Source organism: Kitasatospora sp. NPDC058478, from assembly GCF_042720345.1.
Classification (GTDB): Bacteria; Actinomycetota; Actinomycetes; order Streptomycetales; family Streptomycetaceae; genus Kitasatospora.
Genome location: NZ_JBHXML010000020.1, coordinates 19,077 through 44,000 on the forward strand (window position 1 = coordinate 19,077; position 24,924 = coordinate 44,000).

The window sequence follows — 24,924 nt, forward strand, 5'->3', positions numbered from 1 at the left end:
TTCCCTGACGCGCAGTCACGTGTAAAGGGCGAGCAAAGCAGGCATATAGTTCGGGCAAAGCATCGTGGTGGGAGGGCTCGGATGGAGACGACGCTGGAACCGGACTGGCGCACGCTCGGCGTCCTGGGCGCGGCCCGGGGCGCGCGCGGCGGGGGTGACGGCCGCCTCGGGACGGAACACCTGCTGGCCGCCGTCGCCGGGGCGAAGGGCCCGGCCGGTGAGGCCCTGTCGGCCGCCGGGGCGACCGCGACCGCCCTGCTCGCCGTCCTGCGAGACCGCCAGGGCGGGGTCGACACGGCACGCTGGGGCTCGGACGACGGGGCCGGTGCGAGCGTGCCGGCCCGCGACGTGCTCGGCCCGACCGGGGAGCGCGGCCTGCTGCTCAGCGGCGCCGCCGCCCGCGCCCTGGCCGGCGCCATGGAGCGGGCCCGGCAAGACGGCGAGCGGAAGTTCAGCGCAGAACACCTGTTGCGCGCCCTGCTCGCCGATCCGCACGCCCGGGCCGCCGAACTGCTGCACGCGGCGGGCGTCGCGCCGGGAGCGGTACTGGAGCGACTGGCGGTGCCCGCCGGCCCCGACGTGCCGGACGGTCCCGGTGCCCCGGGCGCCCCCGACGACCTGGACGACCTCGACCCGCTGCTGCGCCCCACCCGGGACGCGCTGCTCGGCCGCACGCCGTACCGGCTGCCGCGCTGGAAGCGGCTGCTGGTGCCCGGCTTCGCCAAGATGAACATCGCGGTCGCGCCGATGGCCTGGGTCCGGCTGGAGGTCGACGGGCAGGCGCAGCGCCTCGGCCGCCGTGCGCCCGGCACCGAGCACGTGCTGCTGGCCGTTCTCGCCGTGCACGAAGTGGCGTGCCGGCAGCCGCAGTTGGCCGGCGAGGGCGGCGCGGACCCGGCCGAGCGGCACGCGGGCGGGGTGCGGCTGGCCCGGCTCGGCCTGGACTACGCCCGGGCCCACGCGGCGCTCACCGCCGGGCGGGTGCCGCTCGCGGCCGACCCACGAGCGGTCGAGGCCTACCTCTCCGGCGCCACGGACAGGCAGGGAACCGGGCCGCTGGTGGAGACGCTCCTCTCGGAGGAGACCCGGGCCCGGCGGCTGGTCGAGGCCCTGTGCGGAGATCGGCTCGATCGCCCCTGATTACTACTGAACGGCGTTGGGACTAGGGGCTCTCTTTCGGATCACGTCGGATCAGCGCGCGGCGTCGGAGTGCGTGCATCGCAAGGCGGAGGAGGGAGTCCATGCGGAGTATCGGCGACCGACGACAACGCGGCGAGGTGCGTGCTCCGGCGTCGCGCGCCCGGCGTGATCCGAAAGAGAGCCCCTAGACCGCGGGGACCATCCCGAGCAGCTCGCTCAGGCGGCGGACCGTGGCGGGCGACTCGCGGTGCAGGCCGGCGACGTCGAGGCCCTCGTCTCCCAGGATCATCAGCAGCGCCTGCTCCCCGATCGCCAGCACCACGACGTAGCCGCTGTTGCAGCGGGTGACCACGTCGCGCAGGCCGCCCACGCCGACCTCGGCCGCGGTGCGCCGGCCGAGGCCGAGCATGGCGGCCGACAGGGCGGCGGCCGACTCGGGGTGGACGGCGGCCGTGTCGGCGGCCACCAACAGGCCGTCAGTGGTGGAGATGACACTCTCCGAGATGCCCATGACCCGGTCGCGGAGGGACTTCAACTCGTCGACCAGCACGGCGGTCGGTGTCTGGCTGCTCATGGTGCGCTCTTCTCGCTCTGCTCGGTCGTCTCGGTACGCGCGGTGTGTTCGGCGCGGTGTGCGTTCGGTGGACCCTCGGAAGCGGCCGCCGCTCCCTCGGATCGGGCGGGCAGGCCGCCGGGGCCGCCCGGACCACCCGCGCCGCGTCCGCTGCGGACGCGGCGCGGCAGCGGCCCGGTGTCGGCCGGCGGCGGTTCGCCCGTCGGTATGCGCGGGGCCACGCTCGGTGCCAGGGGAGTGGGGTGCGCCGGTTCCCGGTGGAGCAGGTGCCGGGCGTCCATCCGTACGACGTCGAGGAGCACCGCGAACACACCGCGTCCCAGGGCGAAGCCGAGGTCGCGCGCGGTGCGGCGGCCGGTGGCGGCGGCCAGGATCTCCCGGTAGCGGACCGGGATCCGCAGCGCGCCGGATTCGGCCCGGGCGGCAGGACGGATCCGGATGCGGGCCAGTTCGCCGGGCGGTCCCCAGAGGCGGGTCAGCAGGGCCGTCCGCCGGGCGGTCTCCTCGAAGAGCTGCTCCGGCTCGATGCCCGGGCGCAGCGCGATCCTGGCAGGCGGCGCCGCCTCGGACGTCTCCCAACTGCCGGGCGGGCTCAGCACCAGGGCGAAGGCCCCGTCGAAGGCGGCGGCGGCGCAGACGGCTTCGAGCTCGGCGGCGCCGATCGACCCCTGAGCCACCAGGGCCGCGCCGAGGTCGCCGCCCCAGGTCGGGGGAGCGTCGGCCGGCCGGCCGACGGACGCGGCCGTCTCGGCGGACGCCCACTCCTCCTCGCCGACGCGCCGGGACTTCAGCAGCAGGGTCGCGGCGGTCGGGGCCCCGGGGGTCTCGATCGCGGCGACCAGACCCTGCTCCAGGTGGATCGTGCCGCCCGGTGCGCTGGAGACGGTGACCGAGCCGGTGAACTCCGTCCGGCGCAGCGCGAGCAGCAGCGCGGGCACGTTGCGCGCGGTGGGCGGAGCCGGCGTCGTGGGAGCTGCGGGCATGGCGGGCGGCGCCGTGTCGTGGGACGGGTCGGTCATGCCAGCAAGTCCTGCGCGCGGTCGGCGGTCTGGCGGACGGCCAGCGCCAGGTTGGTCCGTTCCCGGTCCAGCACGGTGGCCAGCAGCAGGGGGTCGCCCATCCGGGACACCACCTGGACGACCTGGTGATGGCGGGTGCTGGTGACCACCAGGCTCTCCAACTCGCTCTCCGCCCCTGCCTCGTACAGCCGCTCGCCGATCAGGTTGGTCAGCTCGGCGAGTTCGGCCCCGGTCCCGAGCAGCCGGTGGTCCCCGGCGGACTGGTAGCTGAGACCTGTGACGGCGTCGACGAGCGCGGCACCGACCACTCCGGGGGAGCCGAGCACATCGGAGAGAGAAGCTTCGAGTGCGCGCACCAGTACCCCTTCACATTCTGAACCCCGGTAGCGTACTTTATTCCATCATTTTCACGAGGCGACCACAACCGGTGACTTCTTGCTATTTTGTTCCTGCACACGGGAGTTCTGCCCGGAAGTCACGCAAAGGACGAACAGCGTATGAACATTGACGACGCACTCAAGGACGCGATGGCCATCGAGGGGGCCATCGGAGTGGCCGTGGCCGACTACGAGAGCGGTATGTCGCTCGGGTCCCTCGGCGGGGGGCAGCAGCTCGACCTGGAGATTGCGGCCGCCGCCAACACCGAGGTCGTTCGTGCGAAGATACGCGCCCTGGCCGCGCTGTCGATCGACGATGTCATCGAGGACATCCTGATCACCCTCGGCACCCAGTACCACCTGATCCGCCCGCTGACCCGTAGTCACGGCTCGCTCTTCCTCTACCTGGCGCTGGACCGCTCGCGCGGCAACCTTGCGCTCGCCCGGCACGGTCTCAAGCGCATCGAGGCCGCTCTCGACGTCTAGCCGAGGCCGGGCCGGCGGCCCGGGTGTCCGCGCCCCGTCCGGAAGGCCCGTCCGGAAGGCCCGCGCGGGCCGCGTTTCGCGCGTGGAATTCCGGGCGGAGCGAATGCGGGGCGTGACGAACCGACTACGGGGATCCGTCCGTGGGAATCGGGCCGCGAATATCGCGGGTGTGCGCCGACCATGGAAATGCGTGACTTTCCGATGACTGGGCGTCATATTCGCCCCGGCTGTTCCGGCCGGTGACGGAGCGCCGGAATACCGTGGTCGAACCGCCGGAGCGCCGGTGTTTCGGCGGTGCCGCGGAACCGGCTCGACCATGCCGCGCGCGGCACGAAGGCGCGCCGCCGAGCCGCCGCGCCGGACGGCAGGGGAAGCGGGGGAGCCCGATGGGTACCGCCGACGTCCAGCGCCAACGCCGTTCAGTTACTGAGGTTCTCAGGGCCGAGTCGGTGGAGCGAGTGACGGGCCGGTGCCGGCCGGACATCCCTCGATGAGGGGTGGCTGGAGCTGGATGTGTCGCAGGCCCCGGCGGAGGGTGCGGGTGAGGTGGTCGGCGTCGGTGAAGGCGGTGTTCGCCATCGGGCCGCCACGAAAACCTCAGTAGACTGATCGCTTCTTGATCATTTCCCGGTCGCCGCCGGTCGCCGCCGGTTGCTGCTGGTAGTTGCCGGTTGCCGGTGATCGCCTCTGATCCGCGAAAGGAATGGAGCATGCACGTCACCCTCGCCGAGGAGCTGATGCTGTTGTCGCTGGACGACAAGTCCGGTGCTGCGAAGGCGGGTACGACCGCCGGCTGGGCGGTGGCGGGCGGGTTCCTCGCGGACCTCGCGCTGGCCGGGCGGGTCGTGGTGGACGACGGCCGGCTGACCGTCACCGACCGCACGCCGACCGGCGAGCCCCTGCTCGACGGGCGTCTCGACCGGCTCGCCGAGTGGGCGGAGCGCAAGGGCGCCGGAAAGGCCAAGCCGGCCGAGTGGCTGGCCAAGGACCAGCCGACGGCGATCCGGGACACCGTCCAGCGGCTGTGCGAGCGCGGCCTGGTCGTCGAGGAGCGCCACCGCGCCCTCGGCCTCTTCCCGGTCCGCCGCTACCCGGAGGCGGACGGCTCCGTCGAGCGCGCCCTGCGCGCACGCCTGGCCGCCGTGGTCCTGGACGGCGCCGAACCGGACGTCCGCACCGCCACGTTGATCGCCCTCCTGCATACCGCCCGCCTGTACAAGGTGGCCTTCCCGGAGCAGCCCCGCAAGCAGGTCGAGCCGCGCTTCGCGGAGATCGCCGAGGGCGACTGGGCGGGCGAGTCCGTCGGCCAGGCGATCCGGAACATGCAGGCCGCCGTGGCCGCCATCGCGGCCGTCACCATCGCCACCACGGCCGCCACCACCGTCATCACCTGAGCCGGCAACGGCGCCGGGCCCGCCCCACGACTCGGTTCTGATGAACGTCGCAACCGTCGGGCAGCCTCACAGAACGGCGACCGCCAGCGTGATCGCGGCCAGCACCATCAGCAGCCCGAGCGCCACGAAGCCGTACTCCAAGGGCCTGCGTTCGCGGCCGTCCACCAGGACCTGCCGGGGGTCGGCCGGGTCGTAGCGGACCTGCACGTGGCCGCCGTCCGGCAGCGGGTGGCGTGGGGTGGACGGGACGGGCGAGAAGACCTCCACCACCCGGCCGTCCTCGGTCTCGAACTGCAGCAGCGGGCGCGGTGGCAGCGCGCGGTCCTCCGGGGCGGGGACGCGGGCGCGCACCAGGGCCTGGGCCGGGACGCCGACCCGGCGCAGCCGCCGCAGGTCGCGCAGCCCGACCACCCCGGCGAGGTAGGCGACCACGCCGCCCAGCCCGCCGAACACCACCACGGCGAATCCGGCCGTCCCGCCCACCGCGCCTCCCTGTCCGAATCGCCCCCGGACACCCCAGTATTGCCGACAGCAGGCACTCCTGACGCCCGGAACCCGCCCAGTTCACGGCGGAGCCCCGCCACTCCGGAAAAGGCGTGACGGGGCCTCCTCTCTCCGCACAGGATCGCGGCACCGTACGGTCTTGCCCGGGACGCACTGTTGGGGTCAGTATCGATCACGGCTTGGTCCTCCTGTCGGCGTGCGGACGTGGCTCGTCCGACCGACAGGTGCACCGACCGAGTCCGTCCGCGACCGCAGACGGCGATCCCATCGGGACGGCGCGATGCGCCGGAGGTCGGGAATGGCCGCGACGTACGATCGCGGTGAAGGCGAAGCGCCAGGCCGAGAGTCCGGCACCGGTGTGAGGGAGGGGCCAGGATGTTCGGTTCGCGGAAGAAGCTCAACGATCTGATGGCGCAGCTCAGGCCCGACCTGAGTCGGGAATCGCTCGGTGTCGGGCCCGACTTCCCGGGCGTCGCCCCGAACCCGTTCCTGAGCAGTGAGGCACGGAAGCGCAATGCGGAACTGCGTACGGGGGCGCTTGCGCTCGGCGTTCTCGTCGACTGGCGGGAGGTCAACAGCAATCCACGCGTGGTCCTGATGCTCGACGTGGAGACCGCCGGCGGCATCTCGTTCCGCGGTATCGCGGACGAAGACCTCACGATCACCGAGCTCACCCGACTCGCTCCGGGACAGACGTTCCCCGTGCGCTACCGGCCGGCCGTCATGGACCACTACGTCGCCCTCGCCCGGGACGCGGACCCCGACCACGTGCAGCAGCTCGCTGACGAGATCGCGAGCCGCAAGCGGACCTGACCTGAAGTCATTGGCCGGATCCCTGGAAGCCTCTTGAAGATCTTGCTCTGGCTGCCCAAGCCGGGCGCGCTTTCAACATCTTCGGCAGGTAGCGGTCAGCCAAGAGACCCCGCCACTCCGGAAAGGGATGGCGGGGTCTCAGGGCAGCGCGCGTACGTCAGACGTCGCCGAACTCGCCGGTACGGACAGCGGAGACGAAGGACCGCCAGGCGTCAGCCGGGAAGATCAGGGCAGGGCCCTCGGGGTCTTTGGAGTCACGGACGGGCAGGGAGTCAAGAAAGCCTGGCGCAACCTCAAGGCAGTTCCCACCTTGTTGGCTGTAGCTCGACTTCACCCACGACGCCGTCGTCAAATCGGTGTCAGCCACGAGAGTCCTTCCAAGCAGCACGTATCAATTCGAGAGTCGCCAACTCCGCCAGCGCTCCAACCTGTGGGCGATCGTATCGCCTGCGCCAGTCAAGTGGCCTGACGTCGTCCCGCTCCACGTGCCCCCGACCCTCCGACTCGGAGTAGCCAAAGAGGGAGCCGTCGGGGAGCGTGAGCAGCTGCACAGGTGAGACGAATGGGCGATGCTCGCCCATGCTGAACGGCGCCACCTGAAGGACAACGTTCCCCCGCTCGTACTGTTGCTCAAGCTTCTCGAACGAACACCACCACGGCGAATCCGGTCGTCCTGCCCACCGCGCCTCCCTGCCCGTATCGCCCCCGGACATCCCAGTATTGCCGACCGTAGGCAGTCCTGACGCCCTGAACTGCCCAGTCGACGGCGGGGCCCCGCCACTCCGGACAAAGGGGTGGCGGGGCCCTCAGGGCAGCGCGTGTACGTCAGACGTCGCCGAACTCGCCGGTACGGACGGCGGCAACGAAGGACGCGAAGCCACCGGGGGAGAAGGCAAGGGCCGGGCCCTCGGGGTCCTTCGAATCGCGGACGGGGACAACACCGGGGACGTTGGCGGCCACCTCTACGCAAGCGCCGCCGTTGTTGCTGTAGCTGGACTTGAACCATGCGGGTTCGGTCACTGGATTTCCTCTCGCAGCTTGCTGATCAGCGCCACGGATGCGGCCTGCGGTAGCGCCTCTACCTGTAGATGATGGTAGGCCGTGAGCAGAGGCCGCACCGCTTCGGGATCACGTTCATACGAACCCTGCTGGGCTGACTCCGAGTATGCAGTGACCGAGTGATCCGGTAGCCCCAACAGGTAGATCGGCAAGTCCAGACTGCGGACTGCGCCCATAGAGTACGGCGCGATCTGGAGGGTCACGTGGGGAAGCGCTGCGATAGCGATTAGGTGTTCCAGCTGTGCAGCCATCGTGTCAGAGGTTCCGATGGGCCGACGAATACAGCTCTCGTCCAAGATCGCGAACAGCCGCGGTGGCGGTTGGCGGGTGAGCAGGCTCTGGCGGCCGGTCAGGATCTTCAGCCGCTCGTCGGCCTGCTCCTGGGCGATGGCGCCCCGACTCAGCGCGGCAGCGGCAAGCTCCGCCGCGTACTCGGGCGTCTGGAGCAAGCCAGGGACGATGCCGACTTCGAAACACCGGATCTCAACTGCCTTCGCCTCCTCCGCAACGTACTGGCCGAATCCCTGCAACAGCGAGCTTGCCCGTACATCCAGGAACAGGTTTGCGAACTTGGTAACCGTGTCGAACGTTCGATCAACTTGCCGTGCGAAACGCAAGGTTGGCGGCTTCCTGCCAGTTTCGACGGACGAGATGTGTCCTGGTGAGTATCCCGTGCGATCTGCCACTTGATCCTGTGTCATACCCAACTCCTCGCGTTGGGCCCGGAGTTGAGCGCCGAAGGAAGCTCGCGGCGAGCTTTCTGGGGTGAGCGGCCTGATGTTCACGCGGCTGCCTTTCTTTCCAATTCGCAAGGTTGAAGGCACTGTGAGGTTAGAGGACAGTTGGCTCCCCTGGGTAGTCATAGCACTACGGATCGGAGCCACCCCATGTCTGAAGACTCGAAATCCACGCTGCCCGACTTCGTTCGCAACGAGGTGGTGCGGGACCTGAAGCACCGTGACGCCGACGGCAAGCCCCGAGAGGGGGTCTTCATGGAGATCCTCTGCGGGGCGGCCTTCCTGAGGCCGATCGGTGGGGGTCAGGAGTGGACGACCAGGCCGGACCAGTTGCGGCAGTGCGACCCCCGGGAGATCGCGCCCGGTGCCGGGTGCAATCCGCGCCGCCGGCCGCTCTCGTGACCGTCGAACTGGCCGCCGCAACGGCCGCCTTGGCGGGGGCATCGCCGCCGCTCCGACCCGCGATGCGCCCTCGCCCTCGTGTGGCGAAGAGGTGAATCTCCTTGAATGAACGTCGAGTTGATGTCATGACTGCCGCTCAGTGTGACCTTCGATGTATCTCTCCGGCCGGCGTGTGGTGCGGGTGGGAACCGGACCCGCCGGACTGACAGGCTCCCGTCGTCGCAGCGTGAGTGCTCATCCTCTGTGACGACGGGGTTCAACGCCCGTCCGCGAAAGACGGCCGCGGACGGGTGAGTACCGGCGGGCCTACTTCCCTGCCGGTCGGCTCCGAGGGTGGGTTGGTGCCGGGCCCTCGTCGAGCCACACCGCTCCTCGCCAGTCACCCCCTTCTGGCGGGGAGCGGCCGTCCCCTTCATCACCGGCCGGTGGAGTCCTGATCCTCCGGCCGGAACCCCCGCCCTGGAGCCGTTACACGTCACGGACGGACAACCTGGACGGGCCTGAAACTCCCGCCCCCGGCGACCCCGGGGGCGGGAGCCAGTGTTCGCACTGGCGCGCGCCCCAAACGCTCCGTCCGGGTCGGGTAGTTGATGGAGCTGGAGGGGCGGCATCACCGCAATGTTCAGCATGTGCGCCGCAACGCAACGTGAGGAGTGTTTGTGAACGACACCGCAACGCTGCCCGCCATTACTTCCCGCCCGTGGGGCGCCGGTCGGCTCGCGCCGTACCCGGCCTCCGTGCGCCTCCCGTTCTCCACCGTCACCATCGACCCGGTGACGCAGCTCGGCGTGTTCCACGACAGCGCCGGCCTGGTGGTTGAGATGGGCAGGCACGGTACCAGCGCGGGAACCGAGACCAACACCACCACGAACCAGGACTCGAAGAACGACCAGGGCCACGACCAGGACAGCACCCAAGACTGATGTCATCGACCGAGGAGAGGCCGGTTTTGGTGGCCACCGAAGCGGTGGACGTCACCGCTGACATGGTGATCGCCGAACTCAACCGGAGAAGTGTGCCGGTGGTCAGGTTCAACCCCTCCGACATCGGAACGGGGCTGACGGTCTCGGCTCGGTTCGGCACCTGCCCGGCCCCCGTGGCCGGGCAGGTGCGTACCCCGTCGAGGACAGCTGACCTGGCCCAGGTGCGATCGGTGTACTGGCGTCGCCCCGTCTGGCCCACGTTCCAGGGTTCGGGCCTGGGCGGCGACGATGCCCGCTTTGCTGCTGCCCAGGTCCGCTACGGCCTCGGAGGCACCCTGTACGCCCTTGACGGGCCGTTGTGGGTGAACCACCCGCTCCGTGAGGTGGCGGCCGACTACAAGCCTGCCCAGCTTGCGACAGCCCAGCGTCTCGGGCTGTCCGTGCCGCCCACGATCGTGACCAACGACCTTGAGGACGCCCGGCAGTTCATTGCCGCGCACGATCAGGTGATCTTCAAGACCCTCCGGTGGACTTCGGTCGAGCGGAACGGCGTACCGGTCACCGGGTGGGCGGAGCCGGTGACCGTCGCTGAACTCGACGAGAGCGTTCGCGTCGCACCGCACCTGTTTCAGGCCCGCATCGACAAGATCGCCGACGTGCGTGTTCTGGTGGTCGGCCGTCGCACCTTCGCCGTGCGGATCGACTCCGGGCTGTTGGACTGGCGCCGGGACTACTCCGCGTTGTCCTACAGCGTGGTAGACCTGCCGGACCGGCTGAACAGGACGCTCCACGCCTTCGTGTGCCATGTCGGGCTCGTCTCAGGGTCCTTCGATCTCGCCATTGACCGGGCGGGAGAGTACTGGTGGTTGGAGCTGAACCCCAATGGCCAGTGGGCATGGCTGGAAGGCGCGACCGGGTTGGCGATGGCCGCTGCGTTCGCTGATCTGCTGACGAGAGGAGAGGCCGCATGATCGACACCGCTTCCCACCGACGGGCCCTTGCCGACCGGTTGCAAAAGGCAGGCGTTCTGACCACTCCCGCCTGGCGCGCGGCCGTGGAGGCCGTGCCACGGGAGGAGTTCCTGAAGCCAGGGGTCTTCCTCCCGGTGGACGGTGGCCGGTGGCGTGCCGTCACCGAGCGCGGGACGGACCCGGCCGAGTGGGCGGAGATCGCCTACCACGACGAATCGTTGACTACCCAGCTCGACGGGCACCTGACCGCCGACCAAGCCATCAGTCTCGTGACCGGCTCGCCCACGTCATCGTCCACCACCCCCGTGACGGTGGTCGGCATGCTTGAGCACCTGGAGGTCGAGGACGGACACACAGTGCTGGAGATCGGCACAGGCACCGGGTACTCCTCAGCCCTGATGTGTCACCGCCTGAGCGAGGACAACGTGACCACGATCGAGGTGGACCCGGACGTGGCGGCCCGCGCGGATGCCGCGCTGGAGTCAGTCGGGTTCTCCACCTGGACCGTGACCGGGGACGGACTCCTCGGTCACCCCCGTCGTGCGCCCTTTGACCGCGTGATCGCCACCTGCGCCGTCCGACGCATCCCCTACACCTGGATCCGCCAGACCAAGCCTGGCGGAATCGTCCTTGCGACCGTCGGCTCCTGGGGCTACGGAACCGGTCTCGCCAAAGTCACCGTTGCCGAGGACGGGACCGCAGAGGGCCGAATCATCGACCGTTCCTCCTTCATGCAGGCGCGCGCCGAAGCCGCCGTCCCGGTGTCCGGCGACCTGTCCGCCCGTACGGCCTACGCCGACAGCGAGCGAGTTGCCAAACTGCCGCCGACCGTCCTGAACGAATGGATGCCGGCCTTCCTGGCCCAACTCGCCGCCCCTGGAGCACAGTTCGTTCGCGCCACAACGAGTGGCGGCGAACAGCTGCTGTATGTCTTCGCCCCAGAACGCGAGTCCTTCGCCGAGTTCATCGCCAACGGGGACAGCTGGACGGTCCGTCAGGGAGGACCCGTCGCTCTCTGGGACATCATCGAGGGGACGCTCTCTGCGTGGGAAACCGCGGGAAGCCCGGACATCACCGCGGTGCAGCTCCGTATCACCGAAGATGCTCACATCTACTGGATCGGCGACGATCCGGCGCTTCGGTGGCAGCACAGCCTGACTTGATCATCGACAACTGCTCAGCAAGACCGCCAGTAGCCTGGTTGGCGAACTTCCCCGAGTGAAGGAAGCCTGGATGGACGACGAATCGCTGTCACAGTGGGCGGAGCGACGCGATCGACGCCTGCGCCCGGTGGGGCAGTTGAAGGCCGTCATCGTCGGTCACGAGAACCGGCCCTCTCACCTCCACCCGGACCTTCCTCGTCTCCTCCTCCGCTGGGACGGCTACCAGTGGACTCCTGAGGGCTACGCCGAGAACTACGCGAGCGCCCAGAGGTTCCTGCACGGCATCTCGGGTGACGGGGTGGTTCAAGGAACGCCACCGCCGGTCCGTAAGAAGTCGGCTGGCAGGCACCGAAAGCCGGCCTGAAACACGAAGAATCCCCTCCCTGAAAGGGGAGGTGATTCTTTGCGTTCAGGGTCAGGCGGTCTGCTCGTCGGCAAGAACCCGTCCTCGCCAATGAGAGGTTTATCGGTGAGGAACCACTTAGGAAGTGAAGCTGATGGGGGCCGTCACGTTGGTAGACCAACTGGTCCCGTTGTTCGTGACTGTCACGAACCAGTTTCCCCCCACTTCGCTGCCGGCATTTGTCCTCGTGCTGTCGAAGCAGGCCAAGCTCTGGCGAGGCGCAATGGGGTAGAAATTACTGTTGTTACAGTCGCCGTAACTCCAGTCGTTCCAGTTCAGCTGAGAGGTCACGTGAGCTTGGACGCTCGTGGCAGAGCCGCCGCCGGTAACGATCAGGATTGACTGCCAGGAGCTACCCGACGTCTTCATACATGGCAGCAGGTAGAGACCGTGCCAGGAGACGGTGCTACCGGGCTGGCCACAGTTCCACGAGCTGTCTCGTGTGTAGCCTTGCCAAGTAAGAGGGTCAGCGTGTGCCAAACCGGCGGTGGCCAAGGTGAGGCTGACTCCCAGTGTTCCAACTGCGAGTGTCTTGATGATGTTCCGCTTCATGCGCATGGCCCCCCAGTTCAGCTTGAGAGGGTCGGCTCTCGGCCTCCCCCTTGAACGGTCAGAAACTAGCGGCAGCACGGTATGTACGGCGAGGCCACTTCCAGCCAGGTTCACCGAAACTCTGATTTCCCCCTAGTCACATCCTTACGGGCCAATGGTCGCCATATCCTCTACGGAGACGGTGGCCCTTGAACATTGCTCTCCCGTGCCTGCACGGTGAGCACTGGAGAGGAACGGCAGCAGAGCCCCCGGGCGGCGCTTGGCGGTGTCAATCCCGGGGGCTCCGTGCTGTTCGTCAGTGTGTGATCCGCGGGGTCGTGCGGGCGGCGAGTGCTCGTCCCTCTCTCAGATCTCCCCGAGCGGGGTGTCCGGGTCGGCCAGGGCCTTCGGGTCCACCGTCCGGCCGGAGCGCACGAGTTCGCGGATCGGGTCGGTGACGTCCCAGACGTTGACGTTCATGCCTGCCAGCACCCGGCCGGCGGCCAGCCAGAAGGCGATGAACTCGCGGGTCGCCGGGTCGCCGCGGAACACCACCTGGTCGTAGCCGTCCGGTTCGACGTAGCCGACGTACTCCAGGCCAACGTCGTACTGGTCGCTGAAGAAGTACGGGATCCGGTCGTACACCGCGTCCGGGTGCCCGAGCATCGCGCGGGCGGCGGTCTGCGGCTGGTTGACGGCGTTGGCCCAGTGTTCGACCCGCAGGTGCGTGTCGAACAGCGGGTGGTAGGCGTTGGCGACGTCACCGGCCGCGTAGACGTCCGGGTCCGAAGTGCGCAGCTGCTGGTCGGTCTTGATGCCGTTGTCGACCTCCAGCCCGGCGGCCTCGGCCAGGCCGGTCGCCGGGGTGATGCCGATGCCGACCACCACCGCGTCGGCCGGCACCGTGGTGCCGTCGCCCAGCCGCACGCCGCTCACCGTGCCGCCGGAGCCGGTCAGTTCGGTGACCTCGACGCCGAACCGCAGCTGGACGCCGTGGTCGCGGTGCAGATCGGCGAAGACCTGCGCCACCTCCCGGCCCAGCACCCGCAGCAGCGGCAGTTCGGCGGCCTCCAGCACCGTCACCTCGGCGCCGGCCTCCCGGGCCGCGGCCGCCACCTCCAAGCCGATCCAGCCCGCGCCGATCACCGCGACCCGGGCGCCCGGGCGCAGCACGGCCTTGATCCGGTCGCTGTCCTCGACCCGGCGCAGGTAGAGCACGCCGTCCTGGTCCGCGCCCGGCACCGGCAGCCGGCGTGGGGTCGAGCCGGTGGTGAGCAGCAGTTTGGCGTACTCGATCTGGCCGTCGTCGGTGAGTGTCACGGTGTGCCCGGCCGGGTCGATCGCGGCCACCGCCGTGCCCAGTCGCAGCGTGACGTCCTGCTCCCCGTACCACTGCGGCGGGTGGACGTAGATCTTCTCCCGGGGCGTCTTGCCGAGCAGGTACCCCTTCGACAGCGGCGGCCGCTCGTACGGGCGTTCGTGTTCGTCGCCGATCAGGACGATGCCGCCCCGGTACCCGGCCTCGCGCAGTGCCTGGGCGGCCTTCGCGCCGCCCAGGGACGCCCCGACGATCACGATCGGCCGCTCGCGCCCGCCGCCCTCCGCCGTTCCCGCTGTTCCCGCCGTGCCCGTGCCCATGCTGAACTCCTCGCTCTCCGGCCGGAATCAGGGGCCAGCCTGCCGCCGTCCGGGTGGCGTGTCGAGGCCGTGCCGGGCGCGCCGCGCCGCGCTCCCCCGTACGGGTGAACGCGAACCGGTGCGCGAACCGGCGCGCGAACCGCTACGGGGGCGGTCAAGGAATCCGCTACGGGGCTCGCTACGGGGTCATCGCCTCCCGGACCAGCGCGGTGTCGGCGAACTGCTCGAAGCGGACGATCCGGCCGCCGCGCACCGTGAAGTGGTGGGCGACCCGCACCGCGAGCGGCTTTCCGGTGGCCTTGTGCACGGCCGTGTAGCGGGCCAGCACCACCACGTTCTCGCCGTCGACCACGTAGGTGTCGTCGTGCGCCGTCCAGTTCTCCCAGGCGGCGGCCAGGCGCTCCATGACGTTGGCGGTGACGCCCTTCGGGGTGCGGTAGGTGCCGGCCAGTGGGAAGCCGGCCATCTCGGTCCACTCCACGTCGTCGGCGAGCGTGGCGCGCAGGGCGGCCAGGTCGCCGTGGGCGGAGGCCAGGTACTGGCGGCGGACCACGTCGGCCGGGGCGGAGGACTCGGCGAACGAGGCGGTGTCCCTCGGGATCTCGATCATCGTCGCTCAGCCCCAGGCCATCTCGCCCATGGCGACCTTGGTGCCGAGGTCGACGGCGATCTTCAGTCCCAGGTCGGGGAAGCGCCGTTCCAGCGCCTCCTTCGCGGCGGCGGCGTCCGGGGCCCGGCCGATCTCGGTCTCGAAGGCGCGCAGGTAGTCCCGGGTGTGGCGGACGGAGGTGAGGTCGGTGGCCGCGCCGGCGGTGCGGTGGCCGGCCGCGACGAACTGCGGTTCGAGCGCCTCGATCCCGTCCAACAGGTCGATCCAGGCGGCGCGTTGGGCCTGTTCGGGGGTGTCGGCCGTCCACACGTGCAGGCCCTCGAAGAGCAGCACGCCGCCGAGTACGGCGTGGTGGTGGTGCTGCCAGAGGTAGTGCCGGTCGGGCAGGTGGAAGTCGGCGCCGCGCAGCTCGAACCGGTGCCCCTCGAAGACGAGTTCGTCCCCGTGCAGCACCTCGGGGCGGACCAGCCGGGTGGGCAGCTCGGGGCCGAGGTGGGCCCAGGCCTTGAGCTTGCCCTCGAACGTCTCCTGGATGTGCTCGACGGTGGAGGCGGTGGCCAGGAACCGTGCCTCCGGGAAGGCGTCCTGGACCTCCTGGGCGCCGAAGTAGAAGTCCGGGTCCCCGTGGCTGACGAAGACCGCTGCCAGCCGCTTGCCGGCGGCGCGGATCCGCTCCACCAGCCGGCGGCCGTCGGAGCGGGTGAACCCGGCGTCCACCAGCAGGGCGTCCTGCGGGCCGGTGACCAGGACGGAGGTCTTGTTGAGCGAGCTGTCGGGGCTGTCGATGATCTCGAAGTCGAGAGCACTCATGGGTCTGTTGTCCTTCCTCCTGCCGGGCACGCCTCGCCGCCAGCATCGGCCTTGCGGGTGCGCTCCGCATCCGGAGGAGGGGCGGGGGTGGGACCGGGCCCGATCCGACCCGCGCCGTGGGCGTCACGCCCTCGGGGCCAGTCGCAGCACCGCCAGCGCCCCCAGCAGCGTCGCCCCGGCCAGCACCGGCCACAGCACCCCCGGACCGGCCGCCAGCAGCGCCATCAGCGTCGCCGGCGCCGCCGCCCGGCCCACGCCCGAGGAGAGCTCCCAGCGTGCCAGCGCCCGCCCCAGCAGGTGCGGCGGGGTGGCGGCCGTCACCAGGGCCGTCCCCGCACCGGTGTAGAGGATCTCGCCCAGCGTGAACACCACCGAGACCGCCGCGGCGCCCGCCGCGCCCGCCGTGCCGCCCAGCGACCCGACCGCCCAGTACCCCAGGTAGGCCAGGGCCAGCGTCACCCCCGAGGCGGCCAGCACGGCCCGCCGCGAACGGTCCGCGAGCCGCAGCACCAGCACCAGCTGCAGCGCGACCACCAGCACGGTGTTGCCCACGAACACTCCCGACGACCACGCCGGGGAGGCGTGCAGGTGCAGCACCAGCAGCGCCGGCAGCGCCACCTCCAGTACGTCGAAGCAGAACGCGTACGGCAGGTTGGCGAGGCTCAGCATGCTGATCCGCCGCAGCGACTCGCCCTGCTCCCGCACGTCCACCGCCCGGTCGGCGGCCCGGTGTGGCGCGCGCACCCGCAGCGACAGCACCAGCGCGGCGGCGGCCAGGCAGGCCGCACCCGTCGCCCCGGCCAGCACCCGGATCGCGCCCGCCCCGCCGGTCACCACCAGCGTGGCCAGCAGCGCCCCCGCGCCCAGCCCCGCGTTGCGCAGCGACCGCCCGGCCGCCAGCGCGGCGTCCCGCAGCCGGCCCTCGGTCAGCGTGCTGACCACCGCCGCGTGCGTGGTCGGCCAGGACTGGCTGCCCACCCCGATCAGCACCGACGCCGCCACGAACCCCGGCAGGCCGTCCGCGACCAGCAGCGCCAGCGCGCCCGCCGCCCGCACCGCCAAGGTGGCCGCCGCCGGGAGGGTCCGGGCGCCGCGGTCGATCCACCGGCCGGTCAGCGGCATCACCAGCAGGCCCGCCACCATCCCCGCCGACATCGCCAGCCCCGCCGCCGCCGCGCCCAGGTGCAGCACCCCGATCCCGTACAGCAGCAGGAACGGCCGCAGCAGGCCGGAGCCCACCGCGTCCACCACCAGCGCGGCCGCGTACCGGGGCCCGCCCGCGGCGGTCAGCAGCCTCAGCAGCGTGAACGGGCCCCGGCGGCTCGCACCGATCGGCGGGGCCGGCGGCCGGCCGTCGCGGACGGCGGCGTGGTCACGGGCGGCGGCGTGGTCATGGACGGACTTCTCCTGGATCAGGCTCATGGCCGGTACCGTCCGCCCTGCCCGGCCCGACGGGCACGTCGATTGACGCTAACCGTCAATCGACGCGGGAGCGGATCCGGGCGGGTGGCAGGATCGCCGTCGTGAGCGAACCGATCATCAAGAGGCGCGCGTGGGCAGACGCCCCTGCCGGGAGGAGCACGGCGGGCGCATGAGCGTGACCATCGACATCACCGGCCTGCCCGACGAGCGCCTGCTCTTCACGCCGTCCCCGCTGGGCGAGCTGACCGCGATGCTGGACGTCCTCGCCGAGCCCGCGCACCACCCCGCGCTGCACGGCTGGGCGTCCAGCACCGCCGCGACGATCCCGCCGGTGCTGTCCGAGCGGCTGCTGGAGGCCGACTTCCTCTGGCGCTCCTCCCGCGCCGACTTCCTCGTCCCCGGCCTGCCCGGCGCCACCCTGGCCGCCGAACTCGACGCCGTCGACCGGATGGACGACGAGCTGTACGTCGCCGCCGCCCTCGTCACCACCTGCGGCTCCTCCCGGCCGGCCCGCCGGACGCCCTCCCCGCTCACCGACCCGGTGGCCAACGAGCGGGCCCGCGAACTCGCGCTCGCCCGGGGCCCCCGACAGGCCGCCTTCGCGGACCGGCTGCTCGCCGACCCGCCCGCCGTCCGGGCCCTCGTCCGGCGGATGCTGGAGGACTGCGAGTCGGCGTTCTTCGCCGACGCCTGGCAGCGCGTCCTGCCCGCCCTGGCCGCCGACGCCCGGCGCAAGGCCGACCTGCTGGCCCGGCGCGGCCCCACCGAGGCGCTGGCCGCGGTCTCACCCTCCGTCAGCCTCGACCAGGGCGCCGACGGGCGGCGGCGGATCGTCGTCGACAAGCTCCAGGACAACGCCACCAGCGGCACCGACGGCGGCGGCGTCACCCTCATCCCCACCGCCTTCGGCCGGCCCCACCTCGTGGTGGTGTACACCCCCGGCTGGCGTCCCGTCCTCCAGTACCCCGTCGCCGAGACGGGCATCCCCGAACCCGTCTCGCCGGCCCTCGTCCAGCAGCGGCTGGAAGCCCTCGCCCACCCCGTCCGGCTGCGCCTGGCCCGCACCATGGCCCGCGGCGCGCACACCACCGGCGAACTCGCCACCACCTGGCAGCTCAGCGCGCCCGAGGTGTCCCGGCACCTGGCCGTCCTGCGCAAGGCGGGGCTGCTCATCACCCAGCGGCGCGGGCGGTACATGCTCTACCAGCTCGACCTTCCGGGCAGCGCCCGGCTCGGCTCGGACTTCCTGGAGGCGTTGCTGCGGTGAGCGGTGCTGCGGTGCTTCGGTGAGCGGAAAGCAGGTGAGCGGAAAGCAGGTGAGCGGGAACAGCGGGGGAGCGGAACGCGTTCGTCCGGGCATGACCGACGACGCCTCACCCCGCATCCTGCGCTACGCCGCCTTCACCACCCGCCCCGAGGGCGGCAACCCGGCGGGCGTCGTACTCGACGCCGCAGGCCTGACCGACGAGCGGATGCTCGCCATCGCCGCCGAGCTCGGCTACTCCGAGACGGCCTTCCTGACCGCGGGAGCGGCCGAAGGCGCCTACGGAGTCCGGTACTTCAGCCCGCTCACCGAGGTGCCGTTCTGCGGCCACGCCACGGTCGCCTCCGCCGTCGCGCTCGCCGCCCGCACCGGCCCCGGGCACTACGTCTTCACGACGGCCGCGGGCGAAGTCCCCGTCCAGGTCGACCAGGACGCGGAGGGCGTCCTGCGCGCCACCCTGACCAGTGTCGAGCCGCAGGTGGAGGACGTGACCGACGCCGACGTCGACGAGGTCCTCGCCCTGCTCGGCTGGGCCCGCACCGACCTCGACCCGGCCCTGCCGCCCCGGATCGCCTACGCCGGCGCCCGCCACCTCGTCCTCGCCGCCGCCACCCGCGACCGCCTGGCCCGCCTCGACTACGACTTCGACGGCCTCGCCGCCTACACCCGGGCCCGCGACCTGGTGACCCTCCAACTCGTCTGGCGCGAGGCCCGGGACGTCTTCCACGTCCGCAACCCCTTCCCGGTCGGCGGCGTCGTCGAGGACCCGGCCACCGGCGCCGCCGCGGCCGCCTTCGGCGCCTACCTGCGGGAGCAGGGCGCGGCGGCGGCCCCGACGGTGCTGACCCTCCACCAGGGTGAGGACCTGGGCCGCCAGGGCGTGCTCCACGTCGAACTGCGGACGGCGGACAGCCGGATCCGGGTGTCCGGCGCGGCGGTGGCGATCCCGTAGCGCGAACGCGATCGGCCCGGTCCCGGCCCGGTCCCGGCCCGGTCCCGGCCCGGTCCCGGCCCGGTCCCGGCCCGGTCCTGGGCGCCCGGAAATTCGCTCGCATACGGGGCCCGGGTGGGCGAAGCTGCCCGGATGCAGCGAGCGAACGAACGCACCGTCACGGTCCATCTCACCCACGGGGCCGAGTACTTCGGCCCCGTGGGCCCGTTCGAGGCGGCGGGCGGGTGGTGGTCGTCGGTGGACGGGGTGGGAGCGCGGGCGGCCGAACTCGCCGGGGTGCCGGTGCTGGTGCTGCGGCTGGTGGAGGGGCGGAGCGAGCAGGGCGGGCGCGGCGGCCACGGCGGGGAGGTGTGCTACCACGCCGAGGCGCTGGAGCGGCCGACGGCCGTCGAGGCCCGGCCGCTGGACGCCGGGACGGCCGCGCTGCTCGGCCCCGCCGAGCGCCGCGCGGCCTGGGCCACGCCGGCCGGGCTGGGGGAGGCGCTGGCCTGGGCGGAGGCGGAGCTGGCCGGGGCCGGCCGGCCGGTCGCCGGCCCGGCGCGGCAGATCCGGACGTGGAACCTGTCGGGCCTCGTCCGCCTCCCGACGGCCACCGGCCGCGACGCCTGGCTGAAGACCACGACGCCCGCCTTCAACGCCCGGGAGGGCGAGGTGATCGCGCTGCTAGGCAGCGTCGACCCGGGGCTCGTGCCGCCGGTGCTGGCCGCCGACCCGGCGGGCGGGCGGCTGCTGCTGGACCACGTGCCCGGCGAGGACTGCTGGTCGCCGTCGCTCGACACCGTCGAGGAGGTGGTGCCCCGGCTGGTCGCCGCCCAGGCGGCGCTGGCCGCCGACGGGCGCGCGGCGACGGCCGGGCTGCGCGACCGGACGCCCCGCACCCTGCTCGCCCAGGCGCAGGCGCTGCTGGACCGGCTCCCCGGCGAGACCGACCTGACGCCCGGGGAACTGGCCGGCGTCCGTCGACTGGTCGCCGAACTGCCAGCGCTGCTGGAGGAGTTGGCGGCCTGCGGCCTCCCCGAGACCCTGGTGCACGGCGACTTCCACCCCGGCAACTGGCGCTCCGACGGCGAGCGTCCGGTGGTCGTCGACTACGCCGACTCCTGCCTCGGCCACCCCGCCCTGGACGGGCTGCGCCCGCGCGCCTACCTCGCGCCGGAGCGCTGGCAGCACCTCGTCGAGGTCTGGCTGAAGGCCTGGAGCGAGCACGCGCCCGGATCCCGGCCGTGGCGCGCGCTGGAGCTGGTCGAACCGCTGTACCACCTGTCCTACGCGCTGCGCTACCAGGAGTTCCTGGACCACATCGAGGAGAGCGAACGCCCGTACCACGCGGGCGACCCGGCCGCCGAGCTGCGCGCGGCGCTGGCCTGCGGCGTTCCCGACCTCACGGGTCAGAACACCGAGGGCGCGCCCTAGACTGCCGGGGTGGATCGGACGACGCCAGGCCCCGTGCTCCCGGAGCTGCCGCTCCAGGAACTGGAGTGCTTCTCCGTCCTGGTGCGCCAGTTGCACTTCGGGCGGACGGCGCAGCTCCTGGGCGTCTCGCAGGGCCGGGTCTCCCAGCTGATCAAGCGGCTGGAGGGCCGGGTCGGCGCCCCGGTGTTCGAACGGACCAGCCGACGGGTCGAGTTGACCGAGCTGGGGCGCGAGCTGGCCGAGCAGGTGGTGCCCGCCGTCGACCGGCTCCGGGAGGGCTTCGAGGCGGCCCGCGCCCGGGCCGCCTCGACGGACCGGCCGCTGCGCCTGGGGTTCCAGTGCGCCGTGTACGAGCCGGTGGCCAGGGCGATCGCGGGCCTTCCGGAGGGCGCGGCCCAGCTCGTCGAACTGTCCTGGGGGGATCCGTTCTCCCACCTGGGCCGGGGTGAGATCGACCTGGCCATCGTGTTGTCCCCGTGCCGGGAGGACGGCCTGCGGGTGCTGCTGGAGTTCTCGCGGCAGCCGATGTACGTCGCCCTCTCCGCCGGGCACCGCCTGGCCGGGGCGGCGAGCGTCTCCACGGACGAACTGGCCGGGCTGGCGCTGATCGAACCGCGTGGGCCCGCCCCGGACTACTGGCGCCGGGCGAACGCCCCGCGGCAGGCGCCGGACGGGCGCGAACTGGCCTACCCGGCGGGCGCGGCCACCCTCCAGGAGGGGCTGTCGACGGTGGCCAGCACCCGCCTGGGGCTGCTGCTGTGCGAGGCGAGCACGGCGTACGTCCAGCGGCCGGACATCCGCTATCTGCCGGTGCCGGGCCTGGAACCGTCCACGCTGCTGGTGGTGCAGGGCGAGCGGCGGCCGCACCCGCTGGCCGGGGCCTTCGTGCGGGCGCTCACCGCCGTGGGCGCGTGACGGCGGCGAGCAGCAGTCCGGCCGCCGTGATCAGCGCCGCCGTGAGGAGCACGGCGTGGGTCCCGGCCCGGTCGATGACCAGCCCGCCGGCGAGCGAGCCCAGCGCGATGCTCGCGTTGAACACGCCCGCCCACAGCGCCGCCGAGGCCTCGATCCGGGCGGGGTCGGCGATCCGGACCCAGGTCTGGGTGGAGATCGAGACCCCGCCGTACGAGGCGCCCCAGACGACGAGCGCGATCAGCACCGCCACCACGCTCCCGGTGAGGAACGGCAGGAGGGCGGTGGCGAGCGCGACGCCCGCGAGGGTGGTGGCCACGGCCGTCTTGGGGCGCCGGCCGGCCAGTGGGCCGAGGGTGAAGTTCCCGGCGACGCCGGCCAGTCCGTAGACCAGCAGGCAGGCGGCGACGACGCCGCTGCTCAGGCCTGCGTCGATTTCGAGCACCGGCCGTACGTACGTGTAGCCGGTGAAGTGGCCGAGCACGACCAGCGCCGTGACGGCGAGTCCGGCGGCGACGCCCCGGCTGCGCAGCGCGTCCGTGATCCGGTCGAGCCGGCCGCGCTCGTGGACGGGGAGGGCGGGGAGCGTGCGGGCGAGGACGGCGGCGGACACCGCGCCGAGCAGGGCGAGGGCCCAGAACGCGGAGCGCCAGCCGAGCAGCGCCGCGAGGTAGGTGCCGAGGGGGACGCCGAGCACCGAGGCGATGGAGACGCCGGAGAAGATCAGCGTGGTGGCGATCGCGACCCGCGGCCCGTCGGCGAGGCGTGGGCCGAGCCCCGCGGTGATGCCCCACACGACGCCCATCGCGAGGCCGAGCAGGACGCGGGCGGCGGCCAGCACGGGGTAGCTGGGGGCGAGCGCGGTGAGCGCGTTGGCCAGCGACAGCAGCAGCATGAAGGCGATCAGCACGTGCTTGCGGTCCCGGAGCCCGATGAGCGTGGGAACGAACGGGGACAGGACGGCGGCGAGGAGCCCGGTGATGGTCAGGGAGAGCCCGGTGACGCCGTCGGAGACGCCGAGGGTCTTCGAGACGGGGGTCAGCAGCCCCACGGGCATCATCTCGGCGGAGACCACGGTGAAGGTGGCGAGGGCCACGGCGGTGATCGGTGCCCAGCGGGGCGGGCTGCCGGGCGCGGCCGGGGGCGCGAGGGTGTCGGCGTCGGTCATGGGGCCAGCCCATCAGCCGCGCCGAGGACGGAACAAGATCGATGAGCTCATCCGTCGATTAGCCCGGCTCATCGATCCGGGAACGCCCCCGGCGCCGCCCGCCGTGGTGCGGCAGGCGGCGCCGGGGCGCGGTCACTCCGCCGGGGCGATCCGGTAGCCGCCCGCGGCCGAGTAGAGGGTCAGCGCCTCGACCGGGCAGAAGTCGACCGCGTCGGCCAGCGCCTCCGTCAGCTCGGCGCCGTCGGCCGCGTAGTCGGCCACCGGCTCGGCCAGCCCGTCGGCGCCGAGCGCCAGCGAGCCGGGGGCGCTCAGGGCGCACATCCCGGAGCCGATGCAGCGGTCCCGGTCGACCCGGACCACCACCGCGTCGGCACCCGTCCCCGGCGTGGCCGTCACCAGGCGACCTGGAGGGCCTCGGGACTGCGGGTGAGCAGGCCCCGCCGCCAGTCGATCTCCTCGACCGGCCCGGTCAGGCGCAGCGAGGGCAGCCGGCGGGCCAGGCGGTGCAGGGCGAGTTCGAGCTCCATCCGGGCCAGCCAGGCGCCCAGGCAGTGGTGCGGCCCGGCGCCGAAGGTCAGCATCGGCGCGGCCAGCGGGGAGAACAGCTCGGTGAGCAGGTCCCCGGTGAAGACCGTCGGGTCCTGGTTGGCGGCGACGGTGTCGGCGGCGACGACGCTGCCCGCCGGGATGACCACCCCGCCGATCTCGACGTCCTCGATGGTGCGGCGCAGCAGGCCGGGCAGGTGCTGGCCGTCGCCGAGCGGGACGGCGCGCAGGATCTGCTCGGTCGCGGCGGTCGCGCTGGCCTCGTCGGAGGCGAGCCGCTGCCAGGCCTCGCGGTCCTCGGTGAGCAGGTAGACCAGCGCGTTGCCGAGGCTGGTCATGGTGGTCTCGTGGCCGGCCACGACGAGGCCGATGACCAGCGTGACCAACTGCTCCTCGGCGATCGAACCGTCCTCGGCCGCGGCTGCCAGCAGGCTGCTGACCAGGTCCTCGCCGGGGTCGGCGCGGCGTTCGGCGATCACCGCGGCGCCGAAGCCGGCGAACTCGGCCATGGCGGTGGCGATCTCCTCGGCCGTGTAGGCGGTGGCCGAGAGCGCGTGGTCGCTCCAGTGCGAGAGCTTCTTGCCGTCCAGGTTGTCGAGCCCCATCAGCCGGGTGATCACCTGGACCGGCAGCTTGCGGCTGTAGCCGGCCACGATGTCGGCGGGGGAGCCGTGGTCGATCATCTCGTCGATCAGGGCCTCGACCACCGAGGCGACCCAGGGCCGCCAGCGGGCGATGGCGCGCGGCGTGAAGGCCCGCTGCACGGTGCGGCGCAGCCGCTGGTGCTCGGTGCCGTCGATGTTCAGCAGGCCCTGCGGGCTGTCGAGGATGTTCGGGATGACGGCGATCGGCGGCGCGTCCGGCGCGTACAGCGGGGCGCGGCCCAGGCGCGGGTCGGTCAGCACCTGCCGCACGTCCGCGTGGCGGCTGACCAGCCAGACGGGCGTGCCGGTCGGCAGCGCGGCGAGCCGGGGCGGGCCGGGCTCCAGGCGGCGCAGGCAGTGCATCGGGATGAGCGGGACGGTGCCGGTTCCGGCACCGGTCGCACTGTTCTCGGCGGACATCCGTACTCCAGACTCCAGGGCGGGGGGCCGTACGTGACGGCCCGACGGGGGGTGGAACCGGGATGGTGCGGGGACGGGTGGGGCGGGCCGGCGGGCGGCTCGGCCCGGGCCGGGTTCGGCGGACCGGGACGAACGGCGGATCGGGTGGGACGGCGGACCGGGACGAACGGCGGATCAGGTGGGACGGCAGATCGGGACGAACGGCGGATCGAAGGCGGAAGCGAAGGCGAACGCGGACCGGAACGGGGGATGGCGCGAATCGTGCGACGGCGTACGGTCGGTACGCCTCGGCGCGGACGGCGCGCGGTGGCGCACCGTCGGGTGGGGCGGATGTGCTGAGCGTGGTCGCGTGGACCGCTTCTGCTACGACCGTACGTGGGCGGTGGTGCGCGCGTCAGCGGCACTTCCAGCCAACGGCGCTCCTTTCCGGGCACTTCGAGGCACGCTGACGGGCGCTCGGCGCCGCCCGCGCGCCCTGCCCTGCGGGCCGCGCCGGGGGGTCCGGCGGATATCTCGACGGCATATGACGCCTTTGCGGCCGGTGCGGTGAGCCGGATCACCGGGCCCGCCCCGTCGGCGCCCGTCGCTACGGGCGCTACGCTTCGTGGGCAGTCGTTTGTCGCAGGTCA

28 protein-coding genes are annotated in these 24,924 nt (G+C 72.2%); 13 read left to right on the plus strand and 15 right to left on the minus strand.

The window, feature by feature from the left end; all coding sequences use genetic code 11:
- The first annotated feature begins 81 nt into the window (after positions 1-81).
- Positions 82-1,140 carry a Clp protease N-terminal domain-containing protein gene (locus ACFWPT_RS13455; protein ID WP_380481762.1) on the plus strand — a complete coding sequence of 353 codons (1,059 nt, stop codon included), beginning with the start codon at positions 82-84 and terminating at the stop codon, positions 1,138-1,140.
- Positions 1,141-1,324: 184 nt separating this feature from the next.
- On the opposite strand, the gene ACFWPT_RS13460 is transcribed toward ACFWPT_RS13455, so the two are convergent.
- The 3 genes from ACFWPT_RS13460 to ACFWPT_RS13470 are packed head-to-tail and all read right to left on the minus strand — an operon-like array spanning position 1,325 to position 3,089.
- On the minus strand, positions 1,325-1,714 hold the full coding sequence (locus ACFWPT_RS13460; protein WP_063350516.1) for a roadblock/LC7 domain-containing protein: 390 nt from the start codon (positions 1,712-1,714) through the stop codon (positions 1,325-1,327).
- On the minus strand, positions 1,711-2,733 hold the full coding sequence (locus ACFWPT_RS13465) for a hypothetical protein (RefSeq protein ID WP_380481764.1): 1,023 nt from the start codon (positions 2,731-2,733) through the stop codon (positions 1,711-1,713). Before ACFWPT_RS13465 ends, ACFWPT_RS13460 begins: the two co-directional genes overlap by 4 nt.
- On the minus strand, positions 2,730-3,089 hold the full coding sequence (locus ACFWPT_RS13470) for a hypothetical protein (protein ID WP_063350518.1): 360 nt from the start codon (positions 3,087-3,089) through the stop codon (positions 2,730-2,732). The genes ACFWPT_RS13465 and ACFWPT_RS13470 overlap by 4 nt, the downstream gene beginning before the upstream one ends.
- 141 nt (positions 3,090-3,230) lie before the next feature.
- Here ACFWPT_RS13470 and ACFWPT_RS13475 point away from each other — a divergent pair, with 141 nt between their 5' ends.
- Both ACFWPT_RS13475 and ACFWPT_RS13480 read left to right on the plus strand, forming a co-directional pair.
- Entirely contained in the window at positions 3,231-3,596 is a 366-nt protein-coding gene (locus tag ACFWPT_RS13475; protein WP_063350519.1) for a hypothetical protein, read from the plus strand.
- A 710-nt stretch (positions 3,597-4,306) separates the two neighbouring features.
- Positions 4,307-4,990: a GPP34 family phosphoprotein gene (locus ACFWPT_RS13480; protein ID WP_063350520.1), complete on the plus strand. Its 684-nt coding sequence runs from the start codon at positions 4,307-4,309 to the stop codon at positions 4,988-4,990.
- A gap of 66 nt (positions 4,991-5,056) precedes the next feature.
- Here ACFWPT_RS13480 and ACFWPT_RS13485 read toward each other — a convergent pair whose 3' ends face one another.
- The gene (locus ACFWPT_RS13485) at positions 5,057-5,473 is read right to left on the minus strand and encodes a DUF3592 domain-containing protein (protein WP_380370079.1); all 417 of its coding nucleotides are present in this window, start codon (positions 5,471-5,473) and stop codon (positions 5,057-5,059) included.
- 396 nt (positions 5,474-5,869) lie between these two features.
- Between ACFWPT_RS13485 and ACFWPT_RS13490 the strand changes: the two genes are divergently transcribed.
- A complete protein-coding gene (locus ACFWPT_RS13490; protein ID WP_380481766.1) occupies positions 5,870-6,307 on the plus strand; it encodes a hypothetical protein in 438 nt (145 codons plus the stop codon).
- Positions 6,308-6,464: 157 nt separating this feature from the next.
- Here the strand turns inward: ACFWPT_RS13490 and ACFWPT_RS13495 are convergent, their stop codons facing one another.
- The 4 genes from ACFWPT_RS13495 to ACFWPT_RS13510 form a co-directional block, all read right to left on the minus strand.
- Positions 6,465-6,674 carry a DUF397 domain-containing protein gene (locus tag ACFWPT_RS13495; protein WP_380481768.1) on the minus strand — a complete coding sequence of 70 codons (210 nt, stop codon included), beginning with the start codon at positions 6,672-6,674 and terminating at the stop codon, positions 6,465-6,467.
- A complete protein-coding gene (locus ACFWPT_RS13500; protein ID WP_380481770.1) occupies positions 6,667-7,020 on the minus strand; it encodes a Scr1 family TA system antitoxin-like transcriptional regulator in 354 nt (117 codons plus the stop codon). Before ACFWPT_RS13500 ends, ACFWPT_RS13495 begins: the two co-directional genes overlap by 8 nt.
- Before the next feature lie 112 nt (positions 7,021-7,132).
- Positions 7,133-7,327 (minus strand): DUF397 domain-containing protein, encoded by a 195-nt coding sequence (locus tag ACFWPT_RS13505; RefSeq protein WP_380481772.1) that lies wholly within the window; start codon positions 7,325-7,327, stop codon positions 7,133-7,135.
- The gene (locus tag ACFWPT_RS13510) at positions 7,324-8,151 is read right to left on the minus strand and encodes a helix-turn-helix domain-containing protein (protein ID WP_380481774.1); all 828 of its coding nucleotides are present in this window, start codon (positions 8,149-8,151) and stop codon (positions 7,324-7,326) included. Before ACFWPT_RS13510 ends, ACFWPT_RS13505 begins: the two co-directional genes overlap by 4 nt.
- A gap of 102 nt (positions 8,152-8,253) precedes the next feature.
- Between ACFWPT_RS13510 and ACFWPT_RS13515 the strand changes: the two genes are divergently transcribed.
- The 5 genes from ACFWPT_RS13515 to ACFWPT_RS13535 all read left to right on the plus strand — a co-directional run bounded on the left by ACFWPT_RS13515 (position 8,254) and on the right by ACFWPT_RS13535 (position 11,926).
- Positions 8,254-8,505, plus strand: coding sequence for a hypothetical protein (locus ACFWPT_RS13515; protein WP_063350523.1), 252 nt, complete (start codon positions 8,254-8,256; stop codon positions 8,503-8,505).
- A gap of 659 nt (positions 8,506-9,164) precedes the next feature.
- Entirely contained in the window at positions 9,165-9,428 is a 264-nt protein-coding gene (gene tgmA, locus ACFWPT_RS13520) for a putative ATP-grasp-modified RiPP (protein WP_380481776.1), read from the plus strand.
- Positions 9,428-10,399 carry an ATP-grasp ribosomal peptide maturase gene (gene tgmB / locus ACFWPT_RS13525; RefSeq protein ID WP_380481778.1) on the plus strand — a complete coding sequence of 324 codons (972 nt, stop codon included), beginning with the start codon at positions 9,428-9,430 and terminating at the stop codon, positions 10,397-10,399. Before tgmA ends, tgmB begins: the two co-directional genes overlap by 1 nt.
- A complete protein-coding gene (gene tgmC / locus ACFWPT_RS13530; RefSeq protein WP_380481780.1) occupies positions 10,396-11,562 on the plus strand; it encodes an ATP-grasp peptide maturase system methyltransferase in 1,167 nt (388 codons plus the stop codon). Before tgmB ends, tgmC begins: the two co-directional genes overlap by 4 nt.
- A 70-nt stretch (positions 11,563-11,632) precedes the next feature.
- The gene (locus ACFWPT_RS13535) at positions 11,633-11,926 is read left to right on the plus strand and encodes a DUF6087 family protein (RefSeq protein ID WP_380481782.1); all 294 of its coding nucleotides are present in this window, start codon (positions 11,633-11,635) and stop codon (positions 11,924-11,926) included.
- 936 nt (positions 11,927-12,862) lie between these two features.
- Here the strand turns inward: ACFWPT_RS13535 and ACFWPT_RS13540 are convergent.
- From ACFWPT_RS13540 to ACFWPT_RS13555, 4 genes are all read right to left on the minus strand, one after another.
- A complete protein-coding gene (locus ACFWPT_RS13540; protein ID WP_380481784.1) occupies positions 12,863-14,134 on the minus strand; it encodes an NAD(P)/FAD-dependent oxidoreductase in 1,272 nt (423 codons plus the stop codon).
- A gap of 178 nt (positions 14,135-14,312) precedes the next feature.
- Positions 14,313-14,744 carry a nuclear transport factor 2 family protein gene (locus tag ACFWPT_RS13545; protein ID WP_063350525.1) on the minus strand — a complete coding sequence of 144 codons (432 nt, stop codon included), beginning with the start codon at positions 14,742-14,744 and terminating at the stop codon, positions 14,313-14,315.
- A gap of 6 nt (positions 14,745-14,750) precedes the next feature.
- Complete coding sequence (locus ACFWPT_RS13550) at positions 14,751-15,554, minus strand: MBL fold metallo-hydrolase (protein ID WP_380481786.1); 804 nt, start codon at positions 15,552-15,554, stop codon at positions 14,751-14,753.
- Positions 15,555-15,677: 123 nt separating this feature from the next.
- Positions 15,678-16,976 (minus strand): MFS transporter, encoded by a 1,299-nt coding sequence (locus ACFWPT_RS13555; RefSeq protein ID WP_380481788.1) that lies wholly within the window; start codon positions 16,974-16,976, stop codon positions 15,678-15,680.
- A gap of 169 nt (positions 16,977-17,145) precedes the next feature.
- Between ACFWPT_RS13555 and ACFWPT_RS13560 the strand changes: the two genes are divergently transcribed.
- The 4 genes from ACFWPT_RS13560 (at position 17,146) to ACFWPT_RS13575 (ending at position 21,520) form a co-directional block, all read left to right on the plus strand.
- Positions 17,146-18,243 carry a DUF5937 family protein gene (locus ACFWPT_RS13560; protein ID WP_380481790.1) on the plus strand — a complete coding sequence of 366 codons (1,098 nt, stop codon included), beginning with the start codon at positions 17,146-17,148 and terminating at the stop codon, positions 18,241-18,243.
- A gap of 91 nt (positions 18,244-18,334) precedes the next feature.
- Complete coding sequence (locus ACFWPT_RS13565) at positions 18,335-19,192, plus strand: PhzF family phenazine biosynthesis protein (protein ID WP_380481792.1); 858 nt, start codon at positions 18,335-18,337, stop codon at positions 19,190-19,192.
- Positions 19,193-19,324: 132 nt separating this feature from the next.
- Positions 19,325-20,605, plus strand: a complete 1,281-nt coding sequence (locus tag ACFWPT_RS13570; protein ID WP_380481794.1) for a phosphotransferase family protein — start codon at positions 19,325-19,327, stop codon at positions 20,603-20,605.
- Positions 20,606-20,614: 9 nt separating this feature from the next.
- Positions 20,615-21,520, plus strand: coding sequence for a LysR family transcriptional regulator (locus ACFWPT_RS13575; RefSeq protein ID WP_380481796.1), 906 nt, complete (start codon positions 20,615-20,617; stop codon positions 21,518-21,520).
- On the opposite strand, the gene ACFWPT_RS13580 is transcribed toward ACFWPT_RS13575, so the two are convergent.
- From ACFWPT_RS13580 to ACFWPT_RS13590, 3 genes are all read right to left on the minus strand, one after another.
- Positions 21,501-22,685 carry an MFS transporter gene (locus tag ACFWPT_RS13580; RefSeq protein ID WP_380481798.1) on the minus strand — a complete coding sequence of 395 codons (1,185 nt, stop codon included), beginning with the start codon at positions 22,683-22,685 and terminating at the stop codon, positions 21,501-21,503. The two genes, ACFWPT_RS13575 and ACFWPT_RS13580, sit on opposite strands and share 20 nt — an antisense overlap.
- 132 nt (positions 22,686-22,817) lie before the next feature.
- On the minus strand, positions 22,818-23,081 hold the full coding sequence (locus ACFWPT_RS13585; RefSeq protein WP_079136117.1) for a ferredoxin: 264 nt from the start codon (positions 23,079-23,081) through the stop codon (positions 22,818-22,820).
- Entirely contained in the window at positions 23,078-24,295 is a 1,218-nt protein-coding gene (locus tag ACFWPT_RS13590; RefSeq protein WP_380481800.1) for a cytochrome P450, read from the minus strand. Before ACFWPT_RS13590 ends, ACFWPT_RS13585 begins: the two co-directional genes overlap by 4 nt.
- Between the last annotated feature and the right edge of the window lie 629 nt (positions 24,296-24,924).

Excerpts from the sequence above, each read along its gene's own strand:
- ACFWPT_RS13455 (WP_380481762.1), top strand. The coding sequence starts at position 82 with ATGGAGACGACGCTGGAACCGGACTGGCGCACGCTCGGCGTCCTGGGC.
- ACFWPT_RS13460 (WP_063350516.1), bottom strand. The coding sequence starts at position 1,714 with ATGAGCAGCCAGACACCGACCGCCGTGCTGGTCGACGAGTTGAAGTCC.
- ACFWPT_RS13465 (WP_380481764.1), bottom strand. The coding sequence starts at position 2,733 with ATGACCGACCCGTCCCACGACACGGCGCCGCCCGCCATGCCCGCAGCT.
- ACFWPT_RS13475 (WP_063350519.1), top strand. The coding sequence starts at position 3,231 with ATGAACATTGACGACGCACTCAAGGACGCGATGGCCATCGAGGGGGCC.
- ACFWPT_RS13480 (WP_063350520.1), top strand. The coding sequence starts at position 4,307 with ATGCACGTCACCCTCGCCGAGGAGCTGATGCTGTTGTCGCTGGACGAC.
- ACFWPT_RS13490 (WP_380481766.1), top strand. The coding sequence starts at position 5,870 with ATGTTCGGTTCGCGGAAGAAGCTCAACGATCTGATGGCGCAGCTCAGG.
- ACFWPT_RS13500 (WP_380481770.1), bottom strand. The coding sequence starts at position 7,020 with ATGTCCGGGGGCGATACGGGCAGGGAGGCGCGGTGGGCAGGACGACCG.
- ACFWPT_RS13515 (WP_063350523.1), top strand. The coding sequence starts at position 8,254 with ATGTCTGAAGACTCGAAATCCACGCTGCCCGACTTCGTTCGCAACGAG.
- tgmB (WP_380481778.1), top strand. The coding sequence starts at position 9,428 with ATGTCATCGACCGAGGAGAGGCCGGTTTTGGTGGCCACCGAAGCGGTG.
- tgmC (WP_380481780.1), top strand. The coding sequence starts at position 10,396 with ATGATCGACACCGCTTCCCACCGACGGGCCCTTGCCGACCGGTTGCAA.
- ACFWPT_RS13535 (WP_380481782.1), top strand. The coding sequence starts at position 11,633 with ATGGACGACGAATCGCTGTCACAGTGGGCGGAGCGACGCGATCGACGC.
- ACFWPT_RS13540 (WP_380481784.1), bottom strand. The coding sequence starts at position 14,134 with ATGGGCACGGGCACGGCGGGAACAGCGGGAACGGCGGAGGGCGGCGGG.
- ACFWPT_RS13545 (WP_063350525.1), bottom strand. The coding sequence starts at position 14,744 with ATGATCGAGATCCCGAGGGACACCGCCTCGTTCGCCGAGTCCTCCGCC.
- ACFWPT_RS13550 (WP_380481786.1), bottom strand. The coding sequence starts at position 15,554 with ATGAGTGCTCTCGACTTCGAGATCATCGACAGCCCCGACAGCTCGCTC.
- ACFWPT_RS13555 (WP_380481788.1), bottom strand. The coding sequence starts at position 16,976 with ATGAGCCTGATCCAGGAGAAGTCCGTCCATGACCACGCCGCCGCCCGT.
- ACFWPT_RS13560 (WP_380481790.1), top strand. The coding sequence starts at position 17,146 with ATGAGCGTGACCATCGACATCACCGGCCTGCCCGACGAGCGCCTGCTC.
- ACFWPT_RS13565 (WP_380481792.1), top strand. The coding sequence starts at position 18,335 with ATGACCGACGACGCCTCACCCCGCATCCTGCGCTACGCCGCCTTCACC.
- ACFWPT_RS13570 (WP_380481794.1), top strand. The coding sequence starts at position 19,325 with ATGCAGCGAGCGAACGAACGCACCGTCACGGTCCATCTCACCCACGGG.
- ACFWPT_RS13580 (WP_380481798.1), bottom strand. The coding sequence starts at position 22,685 with ATGACCGACGCCGACACCCTCGCGCCCCCGGCCGCGCCCGGCAGCCCG.
- ACFWPT_RS13590 (WP_380481800.1), bottom strand. The coding sequence starts at position 24,295 with ATGTCCGCCGAGAACAGTGCGACCGGTGCCGGAACCGGCACCGTCCCG.